This is a genomic window from Bacillus sp. jun7 (assembly GCF_051034795.1).
Taxonomy (GTDB): Bacteria; Bacillota; Bacilli; order Bacillales; family Bacillaceae; genus Bacillus; species Bacillus velezensis.
In genome coordinates this window covers 2075334-2091831 of the sequence record NZ_CP093219.1, presented here as the reverse complement: position 1 = coordinate 2091831, position 16498 = coordinate 2075334, and the positions used below count along the sequence as shown (strand labels likewise).

16 protein-coding genes are annotated in these 16498 nt (G+C 46.5%); 9 read left to right on the top strand and 7 right to left on the bottom strand.

The genetic code is table 11. From position 1 onward, the window contains the following. Nucleotides 1–27 precede the first annotated feature (27 nt). Nucleotides 28–1149, bottom strand: a complete 1122-nt coding sequence (locus tag MJQ52_RS09945) for a M20 peptidase aminoacylase family protein (RefSeq protein ID WP_094247259.1) — start codon at nt 1147–1149, stop codon at nt 28–30. A 133-nt stretch (nt 1150–1282) separates the two neighbouring features. Here MJQ52_RS09945 and MJQ52_RS09940 point away from each other — a divergent pair, with 133 nt between their 5' ends. The 4 genes from MJQ52_RS09940 to MJQ52_RS09925 all read left to right on the top strand — a co-directional run bounded on the left by MJQ52_RS09940 (nt 1283) and on the right by MJQ52_RS09925 (nt 6721). Next, on the top strand, nt 1283–2716 hold the full coding sequence (locus tag MJQ52_RS09940; protein ID WP_094247258.1) for a YfcC family protein: 1434 nt from the start codon (nt 1283–1285) through the stop codon (nt 2714–2716). A 91-nt stretch (nt 2717–2807) separates the two neighbouring features. Further along, nucleotides 2808–3296: a DUF6773 family protein gene (locus MJQ52_RS09935; RefSeq protein WP_064107321.1), complete on the top strand. Its 489-nt coding sequence runs from the start codon at nt 2808–2810 to the stop codon at nt 3294–3296. A gap of 229 nt (nt 3297–3525) precedes the next feature. Then, nucleotides 3526–5505, top strand: coding sequence for an alpha-amylase (gene amyE, locus MJQ52_RS09930; RefSeq protein WP_094247257.1), 1980 nt, complete (start codon nt 3526–3528; stop codon nt 5503–5505). Nucleotides 5506–5767: 262 nt separating this feature from the next. Then, entirely contained in the window at nt 5768–6721 is a 954-nt protein-coding gene (locus MJQ52_RS09925) for an L-lactate dehydrogenase (protein ID WP_094247256.1), read from the top strand. Between the two features lie 41 nt (nt 6722–6762). On the opposite strand, the gene MJQ52_RS09920 is transcribed toward MJQ52_RS09925, so the two are convergent. Then, on the bottom strand, nt 6763–8295 hold the full coding sequence (locus tag MJQ52_RS09920) for an MDR family MFS transporter (RefSeq protein WP_094247255.1): 1533 nt from the start codon (nt 8293–8295) through the stop codon (nt 6763–6765). Nucleotides 8296–8409: 114 nt separating this feature from the next. Here MJQ52_RS09920 and MJQ52_RS09915 point away from each other — a divergent pair, with 114 nt between their 5' ends. After that, nucleotides 8410–8871: a MarR family transcriptional regulator gene (locus MJQ52_RS09915; protein ID WP_003156626.1), complete on the top strand. Its 462-nt coding sequence runs from the start codon at nt 8410–8412 to the stop codon at nt 8869–8871. Nucleotides 8872–8929: 58 nt separating this feature from the next. Here MJQ52_RS09915 and MJQ52_RS09910 read toward each other — a convergent pair whose 3' ends face one another. Next, nucleotides 8930–9712, bottom strand: coding sequence for a MerR family transcriptional regulator (locus MJQ52_RS09910; RefSeq protein WP_094247254.1), 783 nt, complete (start codon nt 9710–9712; stop codon nt 8930–8932). Between the two features lie 216 nt (nt 9713–9928). On the opposite strand from MJQ52_RS09910, the gene MJQ52_RS09905 reads away from it, so the two are divergent. Continuing rightward, nucleotides 9929–10558, top strand: coding sequence for a LysE family translocator (locus MJQ52_RS09905; protein ID WP_007409057.1), 630 nt, complete (start codon nt 9929–9931; stop codon nt 10556–10558). 64 nt (nt 10559–10622) lie between these two features. Further along, nucleotides 10623–11384, top strand: a complete 762-nt coding sequence (locus tag MJQ52_RS09900) for a YqcI/YcgG family protein (protein ID WP_094247253.1) — start codon at nt 10623–10625, stop codon at nt 11382–11384. Nucleotide 11385: 1 nt separating this feature from the next. On the opposite strand, the gene MJQ52_RS09895 is transcribed toward MJQ52_RS09900, so the two are convergent. Next, entirely contained in the window at nt 11386–12714 is a 1329-nt protein-coding gene (locus MJQ52_RS09895) for an amino acid permease (RefSeq protein WP_003156623.1), read from the bottom strand. 124 nt (nt 12715–12838) lie between these two features. On the opposite strand from MJQ52_RS09895, the gene MJQ52_RS09890 reads away from it, so the two are divergent. Beyond that, nucleotides 12839–13435 carry a DUF1989 domain-containing protein gene (locus MJQ52_RS09890; protein WP_011996295.1) on the top strand — a complete coding sequence of 199 codons (597 nt, stop codon included), beginning with the start codon at nt 12839–12841 and terminating at the stop codon, nt 13433–13435. Nucleotides 13436–13569: 134 nt separating this feature from the next. Continuing rightward, nucleotides 13570–14388 carry an ammonia-dependent NAD(+) synthetase gene (gene nadE / locus MJQ52_RS09885; RefSeq protein ID WP_007409061.1) on the top strand — a complete coding sequence of 273 codons (819 nt, stop codon included), beginning with the start codon at nt 13570–13572 and terminating at the stop codon, nt 14386–14388. A 46-nt stretch (nt 14389–14434) separates the two neighbouring features. Here the strand turns inward: nadE and MJQ52_RS09880 are convergent, their stop codons facing one another. The 3 genes from MJQ52_RS09880 to MJQ52_RS09870 all read right to left on the bottom strand — a co-directional run bounded on the left by MJQ52_RS09880 (nt 14435) and on the right by MJQ52_RS09870 (nt 16335). Further along, the gene (locus MJQ52_RS09880; RefSeq protein WP_003156618.1) at nt 14435–14719 is read right to left on the bottom strand and encodes an antimicrobial peptide LCI; all 285 of its coding nucleotides are present in this window, start codon (nt 14717–14719) and stop codon (nt 14435–14437) included. A gap of 178 nt (nt 14720–14897) precedes the next feature. Then, a complete protein-coding gene (gene tmrB, locus MJQ52_RS09875; RefSeq protein ID WP_057080010.1) occupies nt 14898–15491 on the bottom strand; it encodes a tunicamycin resistance ATP-binding TmrB in 594 nt (197 codons plus the stop codon). A gap of 55 nt (nt 15492–15546) precedes the next feature. Further along, on the bottom strand, nt 15547–16335 hold the full coding sequence (locus MJQ52_RS09870; protein ID WP_003156612.1) for a sugar phosphate isomerase/epimerase family protein: 789 nt from the start codon (nt 16333–16335) through the stop codon (nt 15547–15549). Nucleotides 16336–16498: the final 163 nt, after the last annotated feature.

Below are 16498 nucleotides of genomic sequence, written 5' to 3'. Positions count from 1 at the left end.
AGCAGCCCTGTAACGGGCTGCTTTTTTTTATGCTTCAAACGATTTGAGGACGGCGGCCGTTAATATCTCAGCGCCAGTAAAGATGGCGCTTCGGTCAAATGTCATTTGGGGATGGTGAAGTCCAGGCTCCAGGCCGCACCCTAGGCCGAGCATCGTCGTTTTCAAGTTCGGAACCTTTAACCCGTAAAAGTGAAAATCCTCTCCTCCGGTTGTCACAAGAGGTTCATCCACATGTTCTTCTCCGAGAATGCTGCTGATCGCAGATGCCATGATGGCTTCCGCCTCCTTGTTTCGCTCGGCTGCCGGGAGGCTGTGTTCTTTTTGCAGTTCGATTTTTGCGCCGAATGCGGCAGCCGCCGCCTCACAGGCTCTTTCGGTTTCGGCGGTTAATTTCTCCATGGCGGCATTGGTTTGTGCGCGGAGATCAAGGCTGAACGATGCTTTTCCCGGAATGATATTGGAACTTTCTCCGCCTGCCTGAAGCTTTGTCATCTTCACGGAATGCGGGATGCCGGGATCAAGATGAATGAAGCTGAGTTTTTGGACGAGAAGAGCGGCGATTTCGATACTGTTAAGCCCGAGATGCGGTCTCGCGCCGTGGGCTTCTTCTCCGATAATCAGGCCTTCTATATGTTGGCTTGAGCCATGCAGGATGGACGGTGCGCATCGGCCGTTTGCCGTTTCCTGTACGGGGCGCACGTGCACGCCGTATAAGAAGTCAACATCATCCAGTACGCCTTTTTCAATCATTTTCAGCGCTCCGCCGCCTTTTTCTTCAGCCGGCTGAAAAATAAAGCGGATGGTGCCCTTCGGAAGCTTCGGCTGACTCTTTAAAAGCATCATCGTGCCGAGCGCCATCGTCATATGTGAATCATGTCCGCATGAATGGTTCGCCTGAAAGACACCGTCCACTTCCTGCCACAGCGCGTCAATATCCGCCCGGACAGCCACAACGGGCGAGCCTTCTCCGATTTCGCCGACAACACCGGTGCAATCATCAAACGTACGGATTCGGCAGCCGGCCTCTTTCAGTTTTTCAGTCAGATATTCAGTTGTTTGATATTCTTTCCAGCTTACTTCGGGATTGGCGTGCAGGTGGTCAAAAATGTCCATAATGACTTGCTTTTCATGCTCTGTGAGTCTGTTCATGCCGTAAGTCCTCCTTCAAAAGCTGTCTGTTTTTATTTTTTGATATTGAAAACAGGCAATCGGTCTGTATATAATATAGCACATATCTGTATTTTCTGAATAGTTTATAAATTTAAAGCGGGATGGTGATGTTATGGCTGTGCCGAAGGCCGAACCTGTATTGAAAAAGAAGAAATTGTTTGTGATGCCTGATGCTTATGTGCTGCTGTTCATTGTCGCTTTACTATGCGCGATAGCATCGTACATCGTTCCCGCGGGGGAATTTGACAGGGTGACAAAGGGCAGTGTGACGTCCGCCGTCCCGGGAAGTTATCATTCTTTAGACCAGTCTCCTGTCAGCCCGATCGCTTTTTTTACCGCGATTCAGGAAGGGATGACAAGTTCCGCGCCGATTATTTTTTTAATCCTGTTTACGGGCGGCACCATTGCGATTTTGGAGAAAACGGGCGCCATCAATGGATTGATCAGTAATGTCATCAGTACGTTCCGCACAAAACAGCTGCTGTTTATTGCGATTGTCGGATCTCTATTTTCGATCCTCGGCACAACCGGCATCGTCGTTAATTCCGTGATCGGTTTTATTCCGATCGGCCTGATCGTCGCCCGTTCGCTGAAATGGGACGCCGTGGCCGGAGCGGCCGTCATTTATATCGGCTGCTATGCGGGGTTTAACGCGACGATTTTATCACCTTCACCGCTCGGGTTATCACAAAGCATCGCGGAGCTGCCGCTGTTTTCCGGTATCGGCCTGCGGATTGCCGTCTACATTTGTTTTCTGTTATCATCTATTTTATATATTTATCGGTATACGAGAAAACTCAGAAAAGCAAAGGACGCCAGTCTGCTGGGGAACGATTGGTTTCCGGCGGCAGGTTCACTCCCGCAGGCTTCCGATCCAGAGGACAAGCATGTCCCGTTTACCGTCCGCCATAAATTGATTCTGGCTGTCGCGGCTTTGTCGCTTGCCGGCTTTTTATACGGCGCGCTTACTCTTGGCTGGTCTGATTCAGAGATGGCCGCCGTGTTCATTTTTATCTCAATCGTGTCAGGCCTGATTGCGGGAATGGCGGCAAATGATATCGCAAAAACGTTTATTACAGGCTGTCAGGGCCTCGTTTACGGCGCGCTGATCGTCGGAATGGCGAGAAGCATTTCCGTTATTCTGGAACACGGAAAGCTGCTTGATACGGTAGTCAATGGACTTGCGTCACTGCTGCACGGTTTCAGCCCGATGGCAGGCGCAATCGGAATGTATATTTCCAGCGCCCTGCTTCATTTTCTGATATCATCGGGCTCAGGGGAGGCGGTCGTATTTATTCCGATCTTGGCGCCGCTTGCCGATCTGATGGGCATCACGAGACAGGTCGCGGTTGAAGCGGTCATGCTCGGAGAAGGCGTCGTAAACTGTGTCAATCCGACTTCCGGCGTGCTGATGGCCGTACTGGCTGCCAGCGGCATTCCGTACGTAAAGTGGCTTCGCTTCATGATTCCGCTGGCGCTGATTTGGTTTGTCATCGGCCTCGTGTTTATCTGCATAGGCGTCCTGATCAATTGGGGTCCTTATTAAACATTTTGTCAATGATATTTCGGTTTATCATTATGAATCGGCAAGATATAATGGGAGTTGTAAGCCATTCTTAATAGTACGGGAGGAAGTCATGAATCAGCGTCGGAACGGACTTTCAAACGTGAATGGAAAGAGTGAGAGTGTGAAAGAGAAAGAACGAATGATTTGGTCAGAAGTCGGAATGCTTGTGGGCACACTGTCTTTGCTTGACATCATCGTACGCGGACTTGTTCTGAACTGTCCATTTAGGGAATGGGCCGGAAGCTTGGCGGTTTTCTTCATTATAATTGTTTATTATTGCATCAGGGCGGGAGCGTCGGGAATGCTCATGCCGAGAATAGACACCAAAGAAGAACTGAAAAAGCGGGTGAAGCAGCAGCGGATAGATTCAATTGCGGTCACTTTTGCGGTGGCGGCGCTTACGATGTACGACAGGGGGTTTCCCCATACATTCTTTGCTTGGCTGAAAATGATCTTTCTTTTTATCGTCTGCGGAGGCGTTCTGTTTTTGCTTCGGTATGTCATTGTGAAGCTGTCTTACAGAAGAGCGATAAAAGAAATAAAAAAGAAATCATCCTGACAGGTGGTTTCTTTTTTTGTTTGAAAGCGGGAAGTCTTTTTAATTGATAGGAATATAGATTTGAATTCACTCTGTCACGTTGCTTTGATAGAGAGAGTGTGATAAGTTGAAATGTAAGCGTTAACAGAATTCTCCAGTCTTCACAACAGTTGAAAGGAGCTGAAGAAAGAGTAAGAGGAATTTTTGACTCCGCAGTCAGTCTTCAAAAATGAAATAAGGAGTGTCAAAAATGTTTGAAAAACGATTCAAAACCTCTTTACTGCCGTTATTCGCCGGATTTTTATTGCTGTTTCATTTGGTTTTGTCAGGCCCGGCGGCTGCAAACGCTGAAACTGCAAACAAATCGAATGAGGCGGCCGCGTCATCGGTCAAAAACGGGACCATCCTTCATGCCTGGAATTGGTCGTTCAATACGTTAACACAAAATATGAAAGATATTCGTGATGCGGGCTATGCAGCTATTCAGACGTCTCCGATTAACCAAGTAAAGGAAGGGAACCAAGGAGATAAAAGCATGAGGAACTGGTACTGGCTGTATCAGCCGACATCGTACCAAATCGGCAACCGTTACTTAGGCACTGAACAAGAATTTAAGGACATGTGTGCAGCCGCGGAAAAGTATGGCGTAAAAGTCATTGTCGATGCGGTTATCAATCATACCACCAGCGATTACGCCGCGATTTCTGACGAGATTAAGCGTATTCCAAACTGGACCCATGGAAACACACAAATTAAAAATTGGTCGGACAGGTGGGACGTCACTCAAAATTCATTGCTTGGGCTGTATGATTGGAATACACAGAATACTGAGGTGCAGGCCTATCTGAAACGTTTCTTGGAAAGAGCATTGAATGACGGAGCAGACGGGTTCCGCTATGATGCCGCCAAGCATATAGAGCTTCCGGATGATGGGAATTACGGCAGCCGATTTTGGCCGAATATCACAAATACATCGGCGGAGTTCCAATACGGAGAAATCCTGCAAGACAGCGCTTCTAGAGATACTGCTTATGCGAATTATATGAATGTGACGGCTTCTAACTATGGGCATTCCATCAGATCCGCTTTAAAGAACCGTAATCTGAGTGTGTCGAATATCTCCCATTATGCATCTGACGTGTCTGCGGACAAGTTGGTCACATGGGTGGAATCACATGATACGTATGCCAATGATGAGGAAGAGTCCACATGGATGAGTGATGACGATATTCGTTTAGGCTGGGCAGTGATTGGTTCCCGCTCAGGAAGCACGCCTCTTTTCTTTTCTAGACCTGAGGGCGGAGGAAATGGTGTAAGATTTCCCGGAAAAAGTCAAATAGGAGATCGCGGGAGCGCCTTATTTAAAGATCAGGCGATCACCGCGGTCAATCAATTTCACAATGTAATGGTCGGGCAGCCTGAGGAACTCTCGAATCCGAATGGGAACAATCAAATATTTATGAATCAGCGCGGCTCAAAAGGCGTTGTGCTGGCTAATGCGGGATCGTCTTCTGTCACCGTCAATACTTCAACGAAATTGCCTGACGGCAGGTATGATAATAGGGCCGGCGCCGGTTCATTTCAAGTAGCGAACGGCAAACTGACAGGTACGATCAATGCCAGATCCGCGGCTGTTCTTTATTCTGATGATATTGGAAATGCGCCTCAGGTCTTTCTTGAGAATTACCAAACGGGGGCAGTCCATTCTTTCAATGATCAGCTGACAGTCACCCTGCGTGCAAATGCGAAAACAACAAAAGCCGTTTACCAAATCAATAATGGGCAGCAGACAGCATTTAAGGATGGAGACCGATTAACGATCGGGAAAGGAGATCCAATCGGCACGACATACAACATCAAGTTAACCGGAACGAACGGCGAGGGTGCAGAGAGAACCCAAGAATACACGTTTGTCAAAAAAGACCCGGCCCAAACCAACATCATTGGCTATCAAAATCCGGATCATTGGGGCCAGGTAAATGCTTATATTTACAAACATGATGGAGGCAGGGCCATAGAATTAACCGGATCGTGGCCGGGGAAAGCAATGACTAAGAATGCAAATGGAATTTACACGCTGACGCTGCCTGCGAATGCGGATACGGCTAATGCCAAAGTGATTTTTAACAATGGCAGCGCCCAAGTGCCCGGACAGAACCAGCCCGGATTTGATTATGTGCAGAATGGTTTGTATAACAACTCCGGTTTAAACGGTTATCTTCCGCATTAATGGATAGGGCTATCATTACATCAAACCCTTGCTTCGATTAGGAAAGGGACAGCACGTCTTCAATCACGCTGAAAAGATGACAACATCCTAAAACGGTTCCGTTTTAGGATGTTGTCAACAATCTGGAAACCATCACCGATATTTTTTTGTCCAAAAATCAAACTTTTCTCTTGCAAAAGTTTGTGAAGTGTTGCACAATATATATGTGAAATACTTCACAAGTTAAAAACAGACACCACGAAACACTGGAGGATGAGCATACATGATGAACGAACGAGTGAACAAAGTAGCATTAATCGGAGCAGGTTTTGTTGGAAGCAGTTATGCATTTGCGTTAATTAACCAAGGGATCACAGATGAGCTTGTGATCATTGATGTAAATAGAGAAAAAGCCATGGGCGATGTCATGGATTTAAATCACGGAAAGGCATTTGCGCCTCATCCGGTCAAAACGTCTTACGGCACATATGAGGATTGCAAGGATGCCGATATCGTGTGCATCTGTGCCGGAGCCAATCAAAAACCGGGCGAAACGAGACTTGAGCTGGTCGAAAAAAATCTCGCCATTTTTAAAAACATTGTCGGTGAAGTAATGGCAAGCGGATTTGACGGCATCTTCCTCGTTGCCACAAACCCGGTCGACATTCTCACTTATGCGACATGGACATTCAGCGGCCTTCCGAAAGAACGCGTCATCGGCAGCGGCACGACACTGGATTCTGCGCGATTCCGTTATATGCTGAGTGAATACTTCGGCGCCGCTCCGCAAAACGTACACGCCCACATTATCGGTGAGCACGGCGATACCGAGCTTCCTGTATGGAGTCACGCCAATATCGGCGGAGTGCCGGTACAGCAATTGCTGGAGAAAAATGCAGCTTACAAACAGGACGAGCTGGATCAGATCGTTGACGATGTGAAAAACGCGGCCTACCATATTATCGAGAAAAAAGGCGCGACATATTACGGAGTGGCGATGAGCCTCGCCCGCATCACAAAAGCGATTTTGCGTAATGAAAACAGTATTTTAACCGTCAGCACATATCTGGACGGCCAATACGGTGTAAACGACGTCTTTATCGGCGTTCCGGCCGTCGTCAATCGGAACGGCATCGCAGGCGTGACGGAACTTGAGCTGAATGAAACAGAACAGGCTCAATTCAGCCGCAGCGCAAACGTGCTGAAAGATATTCTCGCTCCGCATTTCGCAGAGTAAACAAAAAAGCAGTACATGACAAACGCCATGTACTGCTTTTTTTAATTCGCTTTTTTCGCCATTTCCTGAGAGGTTTTTACTCTCGCTTTTCCCATAAACAAAATGGTAACGGCCGCAATGACGATCGGCGCCAGCGCAAGCGTAAATACATATGTGATGCTTTGCGACATGGCGTCAATAATGCGATCCAGAATGTGCGGCGGAATATGAGCGCGCGTGCCGGCCTGGAAAATGTCCTGCGGATTTCCGATGTTCTGCATCGCGCCGCCCGCTCCTTTCATGCCGCTGAATGAATCTGTGAGCTTGTTGGTAAACACATTCGTCTGGATGGTTCCGAAAATCGTCACACCGAGCGTCATACCGAATGATCTCAAAAACGAGTTTGTTGAGTTGGCGCTTCCGCGGTAACGCGGCTCCAGATCGTTCATGGACGCAGCAGGCAGCAGTGAGAAGTTGAAGCCGACGCCGAATCCTGAGATCAGCATGAATACCGTCAGCATCGTACGCGCTGTATCCGGTGTCATATTGGAAAGCAGCAGCATTCCGATAAAGAAAGCGACCACGGAAATCAGCATTAAATTGCGGAACCGCACTTTCGTCTGGAAAATTCCGCCGATCATACTTCCGATAACAGAACCGATCATCATCGGCGTCAAAATAAAGCCCGCGCTTGTCGCGGTGCTTCCGTACACAGCCTGAACGAAGATCGGGATAAACACCGCTAAAATGACGAACGTGGCTCCGTAAAGGAACGCCAGAATCTGTGCCGTGGCAAATAAACGGTTTTTAAACATCCAAAATGAGATAATGGGTTCTTCCGCTTTTCTTTCCACGATAAAAAAGGCGATAAAGAACATGGCGAACACAGCGAACAGACCGATGATCTGCACGGAGTTCCAATCATACGTTTTTCCGCCGAGCTCAAGGGCGAACATCAGACCGACAATGGAAACCACCAGCGTAATCGCGCCGGCCCAGTCGATTTTCTGCTTCTTGTGTTCAAGGGATTCTTTATAGTAACGAAGAATGAAAAACAATGATAAAATACCGATCGGCACGTTGATGTAAAACACCCAGTGCCAGCTGATGGAGTCGGTAATGAGCGCGCCTAAAAGCGGCCCGAGAACGCTGGACAGGCCGAAAACGGCACCGAACATGCCCGACATTTTTCCGCGTTTTTCCGGCGGAAATAAATCAAAAATGATCGTGAAGGCGATCGGCATCAGCGCGCCTCCGCCGATTCCCTGAATGACGCGGTAAATAATGAGCTGATCCATTGTTTGGGCGATTCCGCATAATGCAGATCCGATTAAGAAAAGAATAAGACCGAATAAAAAGAAACGTTTGCGTCCGTACATATCGGACAGTTTTCCGTAAATCGGCATACCGGCCATAACGGCTACCATGTATGATGCCGTCACCCACGCGAACTTATCGAAACTTCCGAGGTCCGCCACGATATTTCCCATCGCAGTGGCAACGATTGTATTATCCATAGCCGACATTAAAATGCCCAGCAAAAGTCCGATGACGACAAACTTCGTCGAGGCGTCCTTCGCGGCTGTTTGTTCCATGCTTTTTTCCTCCCATACTTACTTTTGATCATTAAATTTGCTATGATCATATTAGATTTGCCGAAAATTATCTTGATCGTCAAGATAAATTGATTTTATAGGGAGGCCTGTCAGTTGTCAACAAGAAATACCAGAAGCGAGACGGAGGAAACCGCCATACAGTTATTCCGGAAGATGGCCACAAGGACGATCCTTTTTCATCAGGCGGCCGCTCAATCTCTCGGTCTGTTTCCGACCGATTTGAAATCAGCTGATATCTTAAATGAAGCAGGCCCGATGACCGCAGGCGAGCTCGGGAAAAAAACCGGCCTCAGCACAGGTTCGGTAACGGCGCTCATTGACCGGCTCGAAAAAGCGGGATATGTCATGAGGAAAAAAGACCCCGAAGACAAACGGCGTGTGATCATCGTGCCGCTGACAGCAGGAAAAGCGAATGTGAAGCAATTGTTCAGCTCCTTATCCCAGTCCACGATCAGCCTTTGCCGGCAATATAAAGAAGAAGAACTGCGGCTGATATTCGATTTTTTAGGAAAAGCGACGGACATGATGGAAGACGAGCTTGAGAAATTAAAATAAATTACTAATCAAAGAAGGCCTAACAGAAATTTTCTATTAGGCTTCTTAATATTTTTATTCAATTGATACTTTTGAAAATTTTTCTTAGTAAATTGAATTCATTGATGTCTTTGAACGTATAATCAGACATTCCTGTATTCTGATTAATAGCGACAACCTGTTTGTTGGTTATACTGTGAAAGATATCATAAGTTTCATTGTGTTTGTTGTGTGATTTAGTATCAGGTTGTTCTTGAGAATTTAACCTTTTGCTTGTGTTTTTAAGTTTCGCAAATAAATCAAATTGTTCTTTCGTGAATAATAATTGTCCTGCTTTATTTTTTTTAGGTACAATATTATGTACCTTTGCCCATTTTCTAATATTCCATTGGTCTGTACCTATTTTTTCGCTGATTTCTCTAGTTGTAAAAAATATTTTGGAATTATTCTTTGGAGCTGGTGTACCGCTCTTATCAATAACAGGTATTTTTTTTGCCAGTTTTTTAAGCTTTATTTTTGTTTCTTTTGTGTTTAACTCTTTGGAGTTATTTGCTAAGAAAAGGTTACATCTCCTATAGTCTAGGAAGTTATCTGAAATAAATGTTACTTGTTGAGTGTTATTAGTTGTTTTTTCATATAGTCCAAGTATAAAACGTTTTAAGTTTAACTGCTTACCATTACTAAACGTCGTAACGAAATAAAAACCTCTTTTGTCCCTGCTAAGGCTCCATCTACCTTCAATGCTAGAAACTTGTGGGAGGTCGTGTGTATCTATGTATATTTCTTTTTGCTCACCAGACTTTTTATGCTCACAAAATATAATGGTTATGTCATTGTCTAGGTTTACGTATTCATTTAACATCATTAAAACTCCTCGAAAATTTTAGTTCATAACTTTAGTAGCTAACTTGATGGGTAATATTATATATATACAAGGGTCTTAAGACAACTGTTATTAAGTTATACTGGATAAATATTTAAATACTCATGAAAATTCGAAACTATAGGCGTTGTTTTTTGCATAGCACGGCCCATTCATGAATAACTTGTACAAGTTGCATGAATGAGGGGGAAGCCAATGAACATCTTTTTAAGCTACATCGTTCTCGGGCTGTCATTGTCAGCACCTGTCGGACCGGTCAATGCGGCGCAAATTGACAAAGGCATCAAAAATGGCTTTTGGCATGCATGGATTTTCGGTCTCGGCGCTATGGCCGCGGACGGGCTGTATATGATTCTGATCTATTTCGGGCTGTCTCAATTTTTGACCGCTCCTTTTGTAAAAACGTTTTTGTGGCTCTTCGGTTTTTTCGTGCTGACCTACACGGGAGTCGAAACGTTAAAAAATATCAGGGAAGCCATGAATGTCAGAAGCGGAAAAGGAAAACCGGCTTTTTACAAAACATTCGGCGCGGGATTTTTTATTTCTCTTTCCAATCCGCTGAGCATTTTATTCTGGCTCGGCATATACGGGAGCATTCTCGCCAAAACCGCTGAATCCTTCGATGCAAATCAGCTTTTGATTTACAGCTCCGGCATTCTTCTCGGCATTTTGATCTGGGATTTCTGCATGGCGGTCGCCGCGAGCACTTTCAGAAATCTCCTTCATGAAAAAGCGCTCCGCTGGCTGACGGGAGCGGCGGGTGTGTCTTTGATCGTTTTCGGGTTTTATTTCGGATGGCAGGGGATTCAAATGCTCATCTCATAAATAGAAGAGTCACCCATCGCCTATCTCCGTCATAACGTATCATGACGATACTGGAGGTGGGCCGATGGCAAGCGGGCTGTACACAAAAAGTTGCCTTGAGGAAAAGTTGTTGGATCTGCCAAATTGGCAGAGAATCGCTTTTGAGCTTCTATCAGAAAAAGTAGGCGATAAAGCGGATACGTTTCCGTGCATTCCCGGACGTCAGGGATTTTTGACAGATCAGCTCCGGATATCCTTTGCGGGTGATCCCCGCGAAGAGGGAACCCCGGAGGAAGTGGGGATGCTGCTGTCAGAGTACGGAAAGATCTCAAGGAATACCGGAAGATACGCGTCGCTGCTTGTGATTTTTGATACGCGTGAGGATTTAGCTGAGCATTATTCCGTTGAGGCGTATGAAGAGCTGTTCTGGTCTTTTTTAAACCGGCTGAGCGGCTGCGACCCGAAAGACTGGCCGGAAGACATGCCGGAAGACCCTGAACATTATAAATGGGAGTTCTGCTTTGACGGCGAACCGTATTTTATTCTGTGCGCGACGCCTGCGCATGAAGCGAGACAAAGCAGAAGCTTCCCGTTTTTTATGCTGGCGTTTCAGCCGAGATGGGTTTTCGAAGGATTAAATGATTCAACCGCGTTCGGACGAAACATGAGCCGGCTGATCAGAAAACGCTTAGAGGCGTATGATGAAGCCCCTCTTCATCCCCGATTGGGGTGGTACGGAGGAAAAGACAATTTAGAATGGAAGCAATATTTCCTCCGTGATGATGAGACCCAAGTGTCAAAGTGTCCCTTTTCTTATTTGAAGAGACTGTTTAAACCGACGAAATAAGCTATGATCCGGCAGGGCTGTGTCCCTGCTTTTTTTGTACGATCCATGTCACGATCGCAATGACGGCGAGAAAACAAAGGCTGACCAGAAAACCGGGCCGGCTCGATTTCTCAAACAGCGTCCCGGAGACGGCCGCGACAATCAGCACAAGGGCGATAACAATCTGTACGGTTCCCATCTTTGTCGTTTCAAGCAGTTTCTTGCCCGAGAACAAAATGAACAGCCACGTATAAAGAAGCATGAGGCCCGCCGCGGTTGTCATGTGTTCATATATGTTTTTCGGCAGCACCAATGACAGGATGATGGAGACGATGAGTCCGGCAAACGTCAATCCGAGCGCGGGCCAGCAGATTTTTTTGTTTTCCTTTAATCTGAAGCATTTCGGCGCATCTCCGTCATCAGCCATTGTACAAAGCAATGTCGTCACCGCAAACAGCGAGGCGACGAGCGTGGAAAATCCCGCAATAATAAAAATCCCGTTAAAAATATCAAGAATGATATCTAAATGAAAACCCTTCAGCGATGTAATAAACGGGCTGTCCTGTTCGGTGAATTTGCCCAGCGGCACTAACAGCAGCGCCAGGCCGAGAGAAATGACGTAAATCACCGCAAGAACGGCAAGCATCAGCCGGCCTGATTTTGAGGCTTCCTCCGGCTTTTTCAAATGCACGGTCATCAGCCCCAAGACTTCAATTCCTCCGAAGGCGTAAAACGCATAAATCAATCCCGTCCATAACCCCATCGCTCCGTGCGGGAACAAATCCTTTGATTCGTTCGGCACCTGCACATCCGGTTTATGAGAAAATATACCGCACAGCGCCAATATGGCGATGACGATAAACATAACAATCGCCGCCGTCTTGACAACAGCGAGCACATTTTCCGTTTTTTGAAAAACGGACAGCCCCGTAAATATAATCAAAAGACCGAGCACCGCATAGATGGAGGCGAAAATCCACAGCGGCACATTCGGAAACCAATGCTTCGTAAACAGCGAGATCGCTGTCAGCTGGCTTCCCGTGATCAGCATCTCGGACGACCAGTACACCCATCCGTTGCTGAAACCGGCCCAAGTGCCGAAAGCCTTTCTCGCATAAGCGCAAAAAGACCCCTTTTCGGGCTGTTTAGCCGAAAGCTTCGCGAGCTGCTCAAAGACAAAATAGGTGCCAAGCCCGGCAATAAGAAATGAGATCAGCGCGGAATATCCGCTTTTGACAATAGCGATGCTGGACCCGAGAAAAAAGCCCGTCCCGATTGTGCAGCCGACGCCGATTAAGGAGAGCTGCCACCAAGCGAGATTTCCTTTAGGCTGGTCCTGTGATTTACTCATGAAGTTCAACCCCTTTATCAAAGCTTAGATTGCGGCCGTCAGAAGGGGAATATACATCCAATAAATTGCTTTACATGAAACAAACGGCCGGAGTTCATAATAGAAGAAAAAAAGGAGCAGTCTGATGACACAGCAATTTATCGTACCGCCGAAAAAAGGGCTCGGCCTGAAGGTTCACAAAGGGCAGATTATAAAAGTTGTCGATGTGGAAGGACAGCAGGTGGCTGATTTTACGGCGTATCATGCCAAGGACTTTTATGAACATCTTGATCAGGGCGCGACGATCGATGCCAACCAGTCCATTCATGTAAAAACGGGTGATCATATTTATTCGAATTTATACAAGCCGATGCTGACGCTGATTGAGGATACAGTCGGCAAGCACGACTTGCTGCTTCCCGCCTGCCGTCCGGATATGAACAGGCTTTTATACGGAAAGCATAAAGACGAGCTCCAGGATACGTGCTATGACAATATGAGCGGGGCGCTTGAACCGTTCGGGGTGCCGCGGCCGCATATGCATTACCCATTTGCCATCTTTATGAACACGGTGCTCGATGAGAAGGGGAACTTATCAGTCGAAACCCCTCTTTCTGACGCGGGTGATTATGTACGGCTCCGTGCGGAAATGGATCTCGTCGTCGCGTTTTCATCCTGTCCGATCGAAAAAGGGAAATGCAACGGGGACAGCATCACGGCGCTGCGGGTGGAAATCAGCTGATCCCGGTGTATTTGATTCACTTAAAAACTGCACCTGTGCTATATTTAACAGAGAGTCGTACATAGTGGCATGATTCATTTTCAGTATGAACGGGAAATGAATCATAAAGAAACAATGCAGGAGGAGTGATTGGGATGAGCATCCAGAAACAAATTATGAATGATCTCCATGTAAAACCCTCAATTGATCCGAAACAAGAAATTGAGGACAGAGTGAACTTTCTGAAACAATATTTGAAAAAAACAGGTGCCAAAGGCTTTGTGCTCGGCATCAGCGGGGGGCAGGATTCCACGCTTGCGGGACGCCTCGCCCAATTGGCGGCTGAAAGCATCAGAGAAGAAGGCGGAAACGCGGAATTTATCGCCGTCCGTCTTCCGCACGGCACACAGCAGGATGAGGATGACGCCCAATTGGCGCTCAAATTCATTAAACCTGATAAATCATGGACATTTGATATTAAGTCCGCTGTCAGCGCGTTCGCTGATCAGTATAAAAAAGACACGGGCGATCAGCTGTCTGACTTTAACAAAGGAAATGTAAAAGCCAGAATGAGAATGATCGCTCAATATGCCATCGGCGGACAAGAGGGGCTGCTTGTCATCGGAACCGACCATGCGGCCGAGGCGGTGACCGGTTTCTTCACGAAATACGGTGACGGCGGAGCTGATCTGCTGCCGCTGACCGGATTAACGAAACGCCAGGGCAGACGTTTATTAGAAGAACTCGGCGCGCCGGAACGCCTGTATTTGAAATTACCGACGGCCGATCTGCTCGATGAAAAACCGCAGCAGACGGATGAGACCGAACTCGGCATCACATACAATGACATTGATGATTATTTAGAAGGCAAGGATGTTTCTTCCGAAGTGATTGAGGCGCTGGAAAAACGCTACCTCAGTACGGAGCACAAGCGCCAGGTGCCGGCATCAATGTTTGATGATTGGTGGAAATAGAATGAAAAAACCTCCCTTTTGAAAGGGAGGTTATTGTTTATCGTTTTTATTTATCTACACTTTCATAAATTCCTACCCAATACCCTTTGCTGCTGTCATAGTATTTGCTTTTGAAAATCCACTTTGTTCCATCTAAAACGAAAGAAGCAGCGAAGTTGCCGTTAGGGCTTTGAACGAGTTTGATGGCATTAATGCCGGCATCTGCTTTCGTTGAGATTGGGCTATTTTCCACGGATGCGGATGCTGTTGGTGATGCGGCAAAGGCAGGAGCGGCAGACATCAGTAAGGCAAGAGACAGCGCAGAACCGGTTAACACTTTTTTGAATTTCATTTCGAACACTCCCTTTTCAAATGAAATGTATTACAGTGTTAATAATTAGACGATTATCCATATAATTACTTCTATGTTTCTAAATTTTTTTCTTAATTTGAAAAAACATCCCTTCGGAGGGACTTTTTATTTATTGATCCATTTGCATGGATCAGGGACATGTTTTCAAAACGCTTTTTTATTTGATACGGATATGATTCAGCTTCACCATTAATTTGTCGGTAAATCTTCGAAGGCTGCCTCTCGAATCAGGCTTAAGAGGCAGATTTGCATGGGCAGCGATCGTTTCTGCGGCCTGCTGAATAGACATTTGGTCTGTATGGAGATGTTCTGTGAAGAGGCTATCAGACAGGCTGTTGATGCAGCGGTCGATTTGTTTTGCGGCCCAGGAGTTTTTTCCTTCCGCTCTGGTGCGCAGGCGTTTCAGCAATGTTTCCTTTGAAGCCAGCAGGGTAAAGTGGTGAATGGTCCGGCCATCCTGTCTCAGCCTGCTGATAATGTCATGGAAGTATTGATCGTTCGTAATGGTCATGGGCACAATGATGATGCCCTGATATGTATCTGACAAATAGGAAAGCATGCTGTAATTGAATTCCCGCCACAGAGGGTAGCTTTGAAAGTCATCTTCAGCGATATCCGGCGGTATCATCGAACGCATCGCAAACCCCATCTTTTCAGGATCATATACGTAAGACGGTTTCAGTCTTCTGTGCAGTTCAAACGCTGTTTGTGTTTTTCCGGAACCGAAAGCCCCATTTATCCAAATGATCATCATGATATCCCCCTTTTTCTATATGATACAAAAAAAAGACCCTTCGATCGAAGAGTCAGCGGGAAAAAACAGACGTATATTCCCGGAGCGATTCCTTTATATGCGTAAAGGCATGTTCTCCAAAATACTCAAGAGAAACAAAACCGTCATATTGTCTGTTCATCAGCTCTTTTAAAAATGCTTTTTGATCGAGATCTCCTTGGAAAATCGGAGTTGGCTTGCTGAGATACCAGTTGTCAAAATTCCAGTGATAGTTTTTCAGATGAATATGGCTGACGGTATGATACAGCTTTTCTAAAGCGGACATTTGGTCAACGTGATTGACGTGTAGGTTGGAGCCGTCAAAAATGGTGCGGACCCGCGGATGTCCGACATCCTCCAAAAATGCCAGTGCCGCCTCCGGTGTATCCGCGTACGTATCGTAATGAATCTCAAGCCCGATATCGACTTCATAGTCATCTGCGAGCCGTGCCGCCTGCTGAAATTGATCAACCGCACGTTGCCACTTTTCCGGTGACGTCCGATGCGAAGGAAGATTGCCGGCAAAGACTCTGATCAAGGGGCTGTGCAGCTGTCGTGCCGCGCTTAATGCCCCTTGAACATCCTTTAACGCCTGCCTTTCATCCTGAGCGGCGAAGTCAGTGTACAAACTGACGGCAGGCACCCCGAGGCCTTCCTCCTGAAGCTGCTGATCAAGCCTGTCGAGCGGGCCGATTTCCTCTATATATTGTTTAGCGTGTCCGTACCACAGTTCGATTCCGTCAAAGGAGTGCTCCTTCGCGAAAGAAATGATGTCGAAAATATGCTTTTTTTTAAATCCTGTCGTGCAAAAACTCAGTTTCATCGGTAATCCTCCCGTAACTGTCTATCATATGTGTACTTTTCCCCGGGTGAGATACGGATAAACAGGTGAAAAGGGCAGACACTTTTATAAGCGGGGTGTCAGTGCGGCGCACAAATTGTTTAGCGCTTTTTTGCGTCAAAGTATTAAATAATTGACCGAAGTG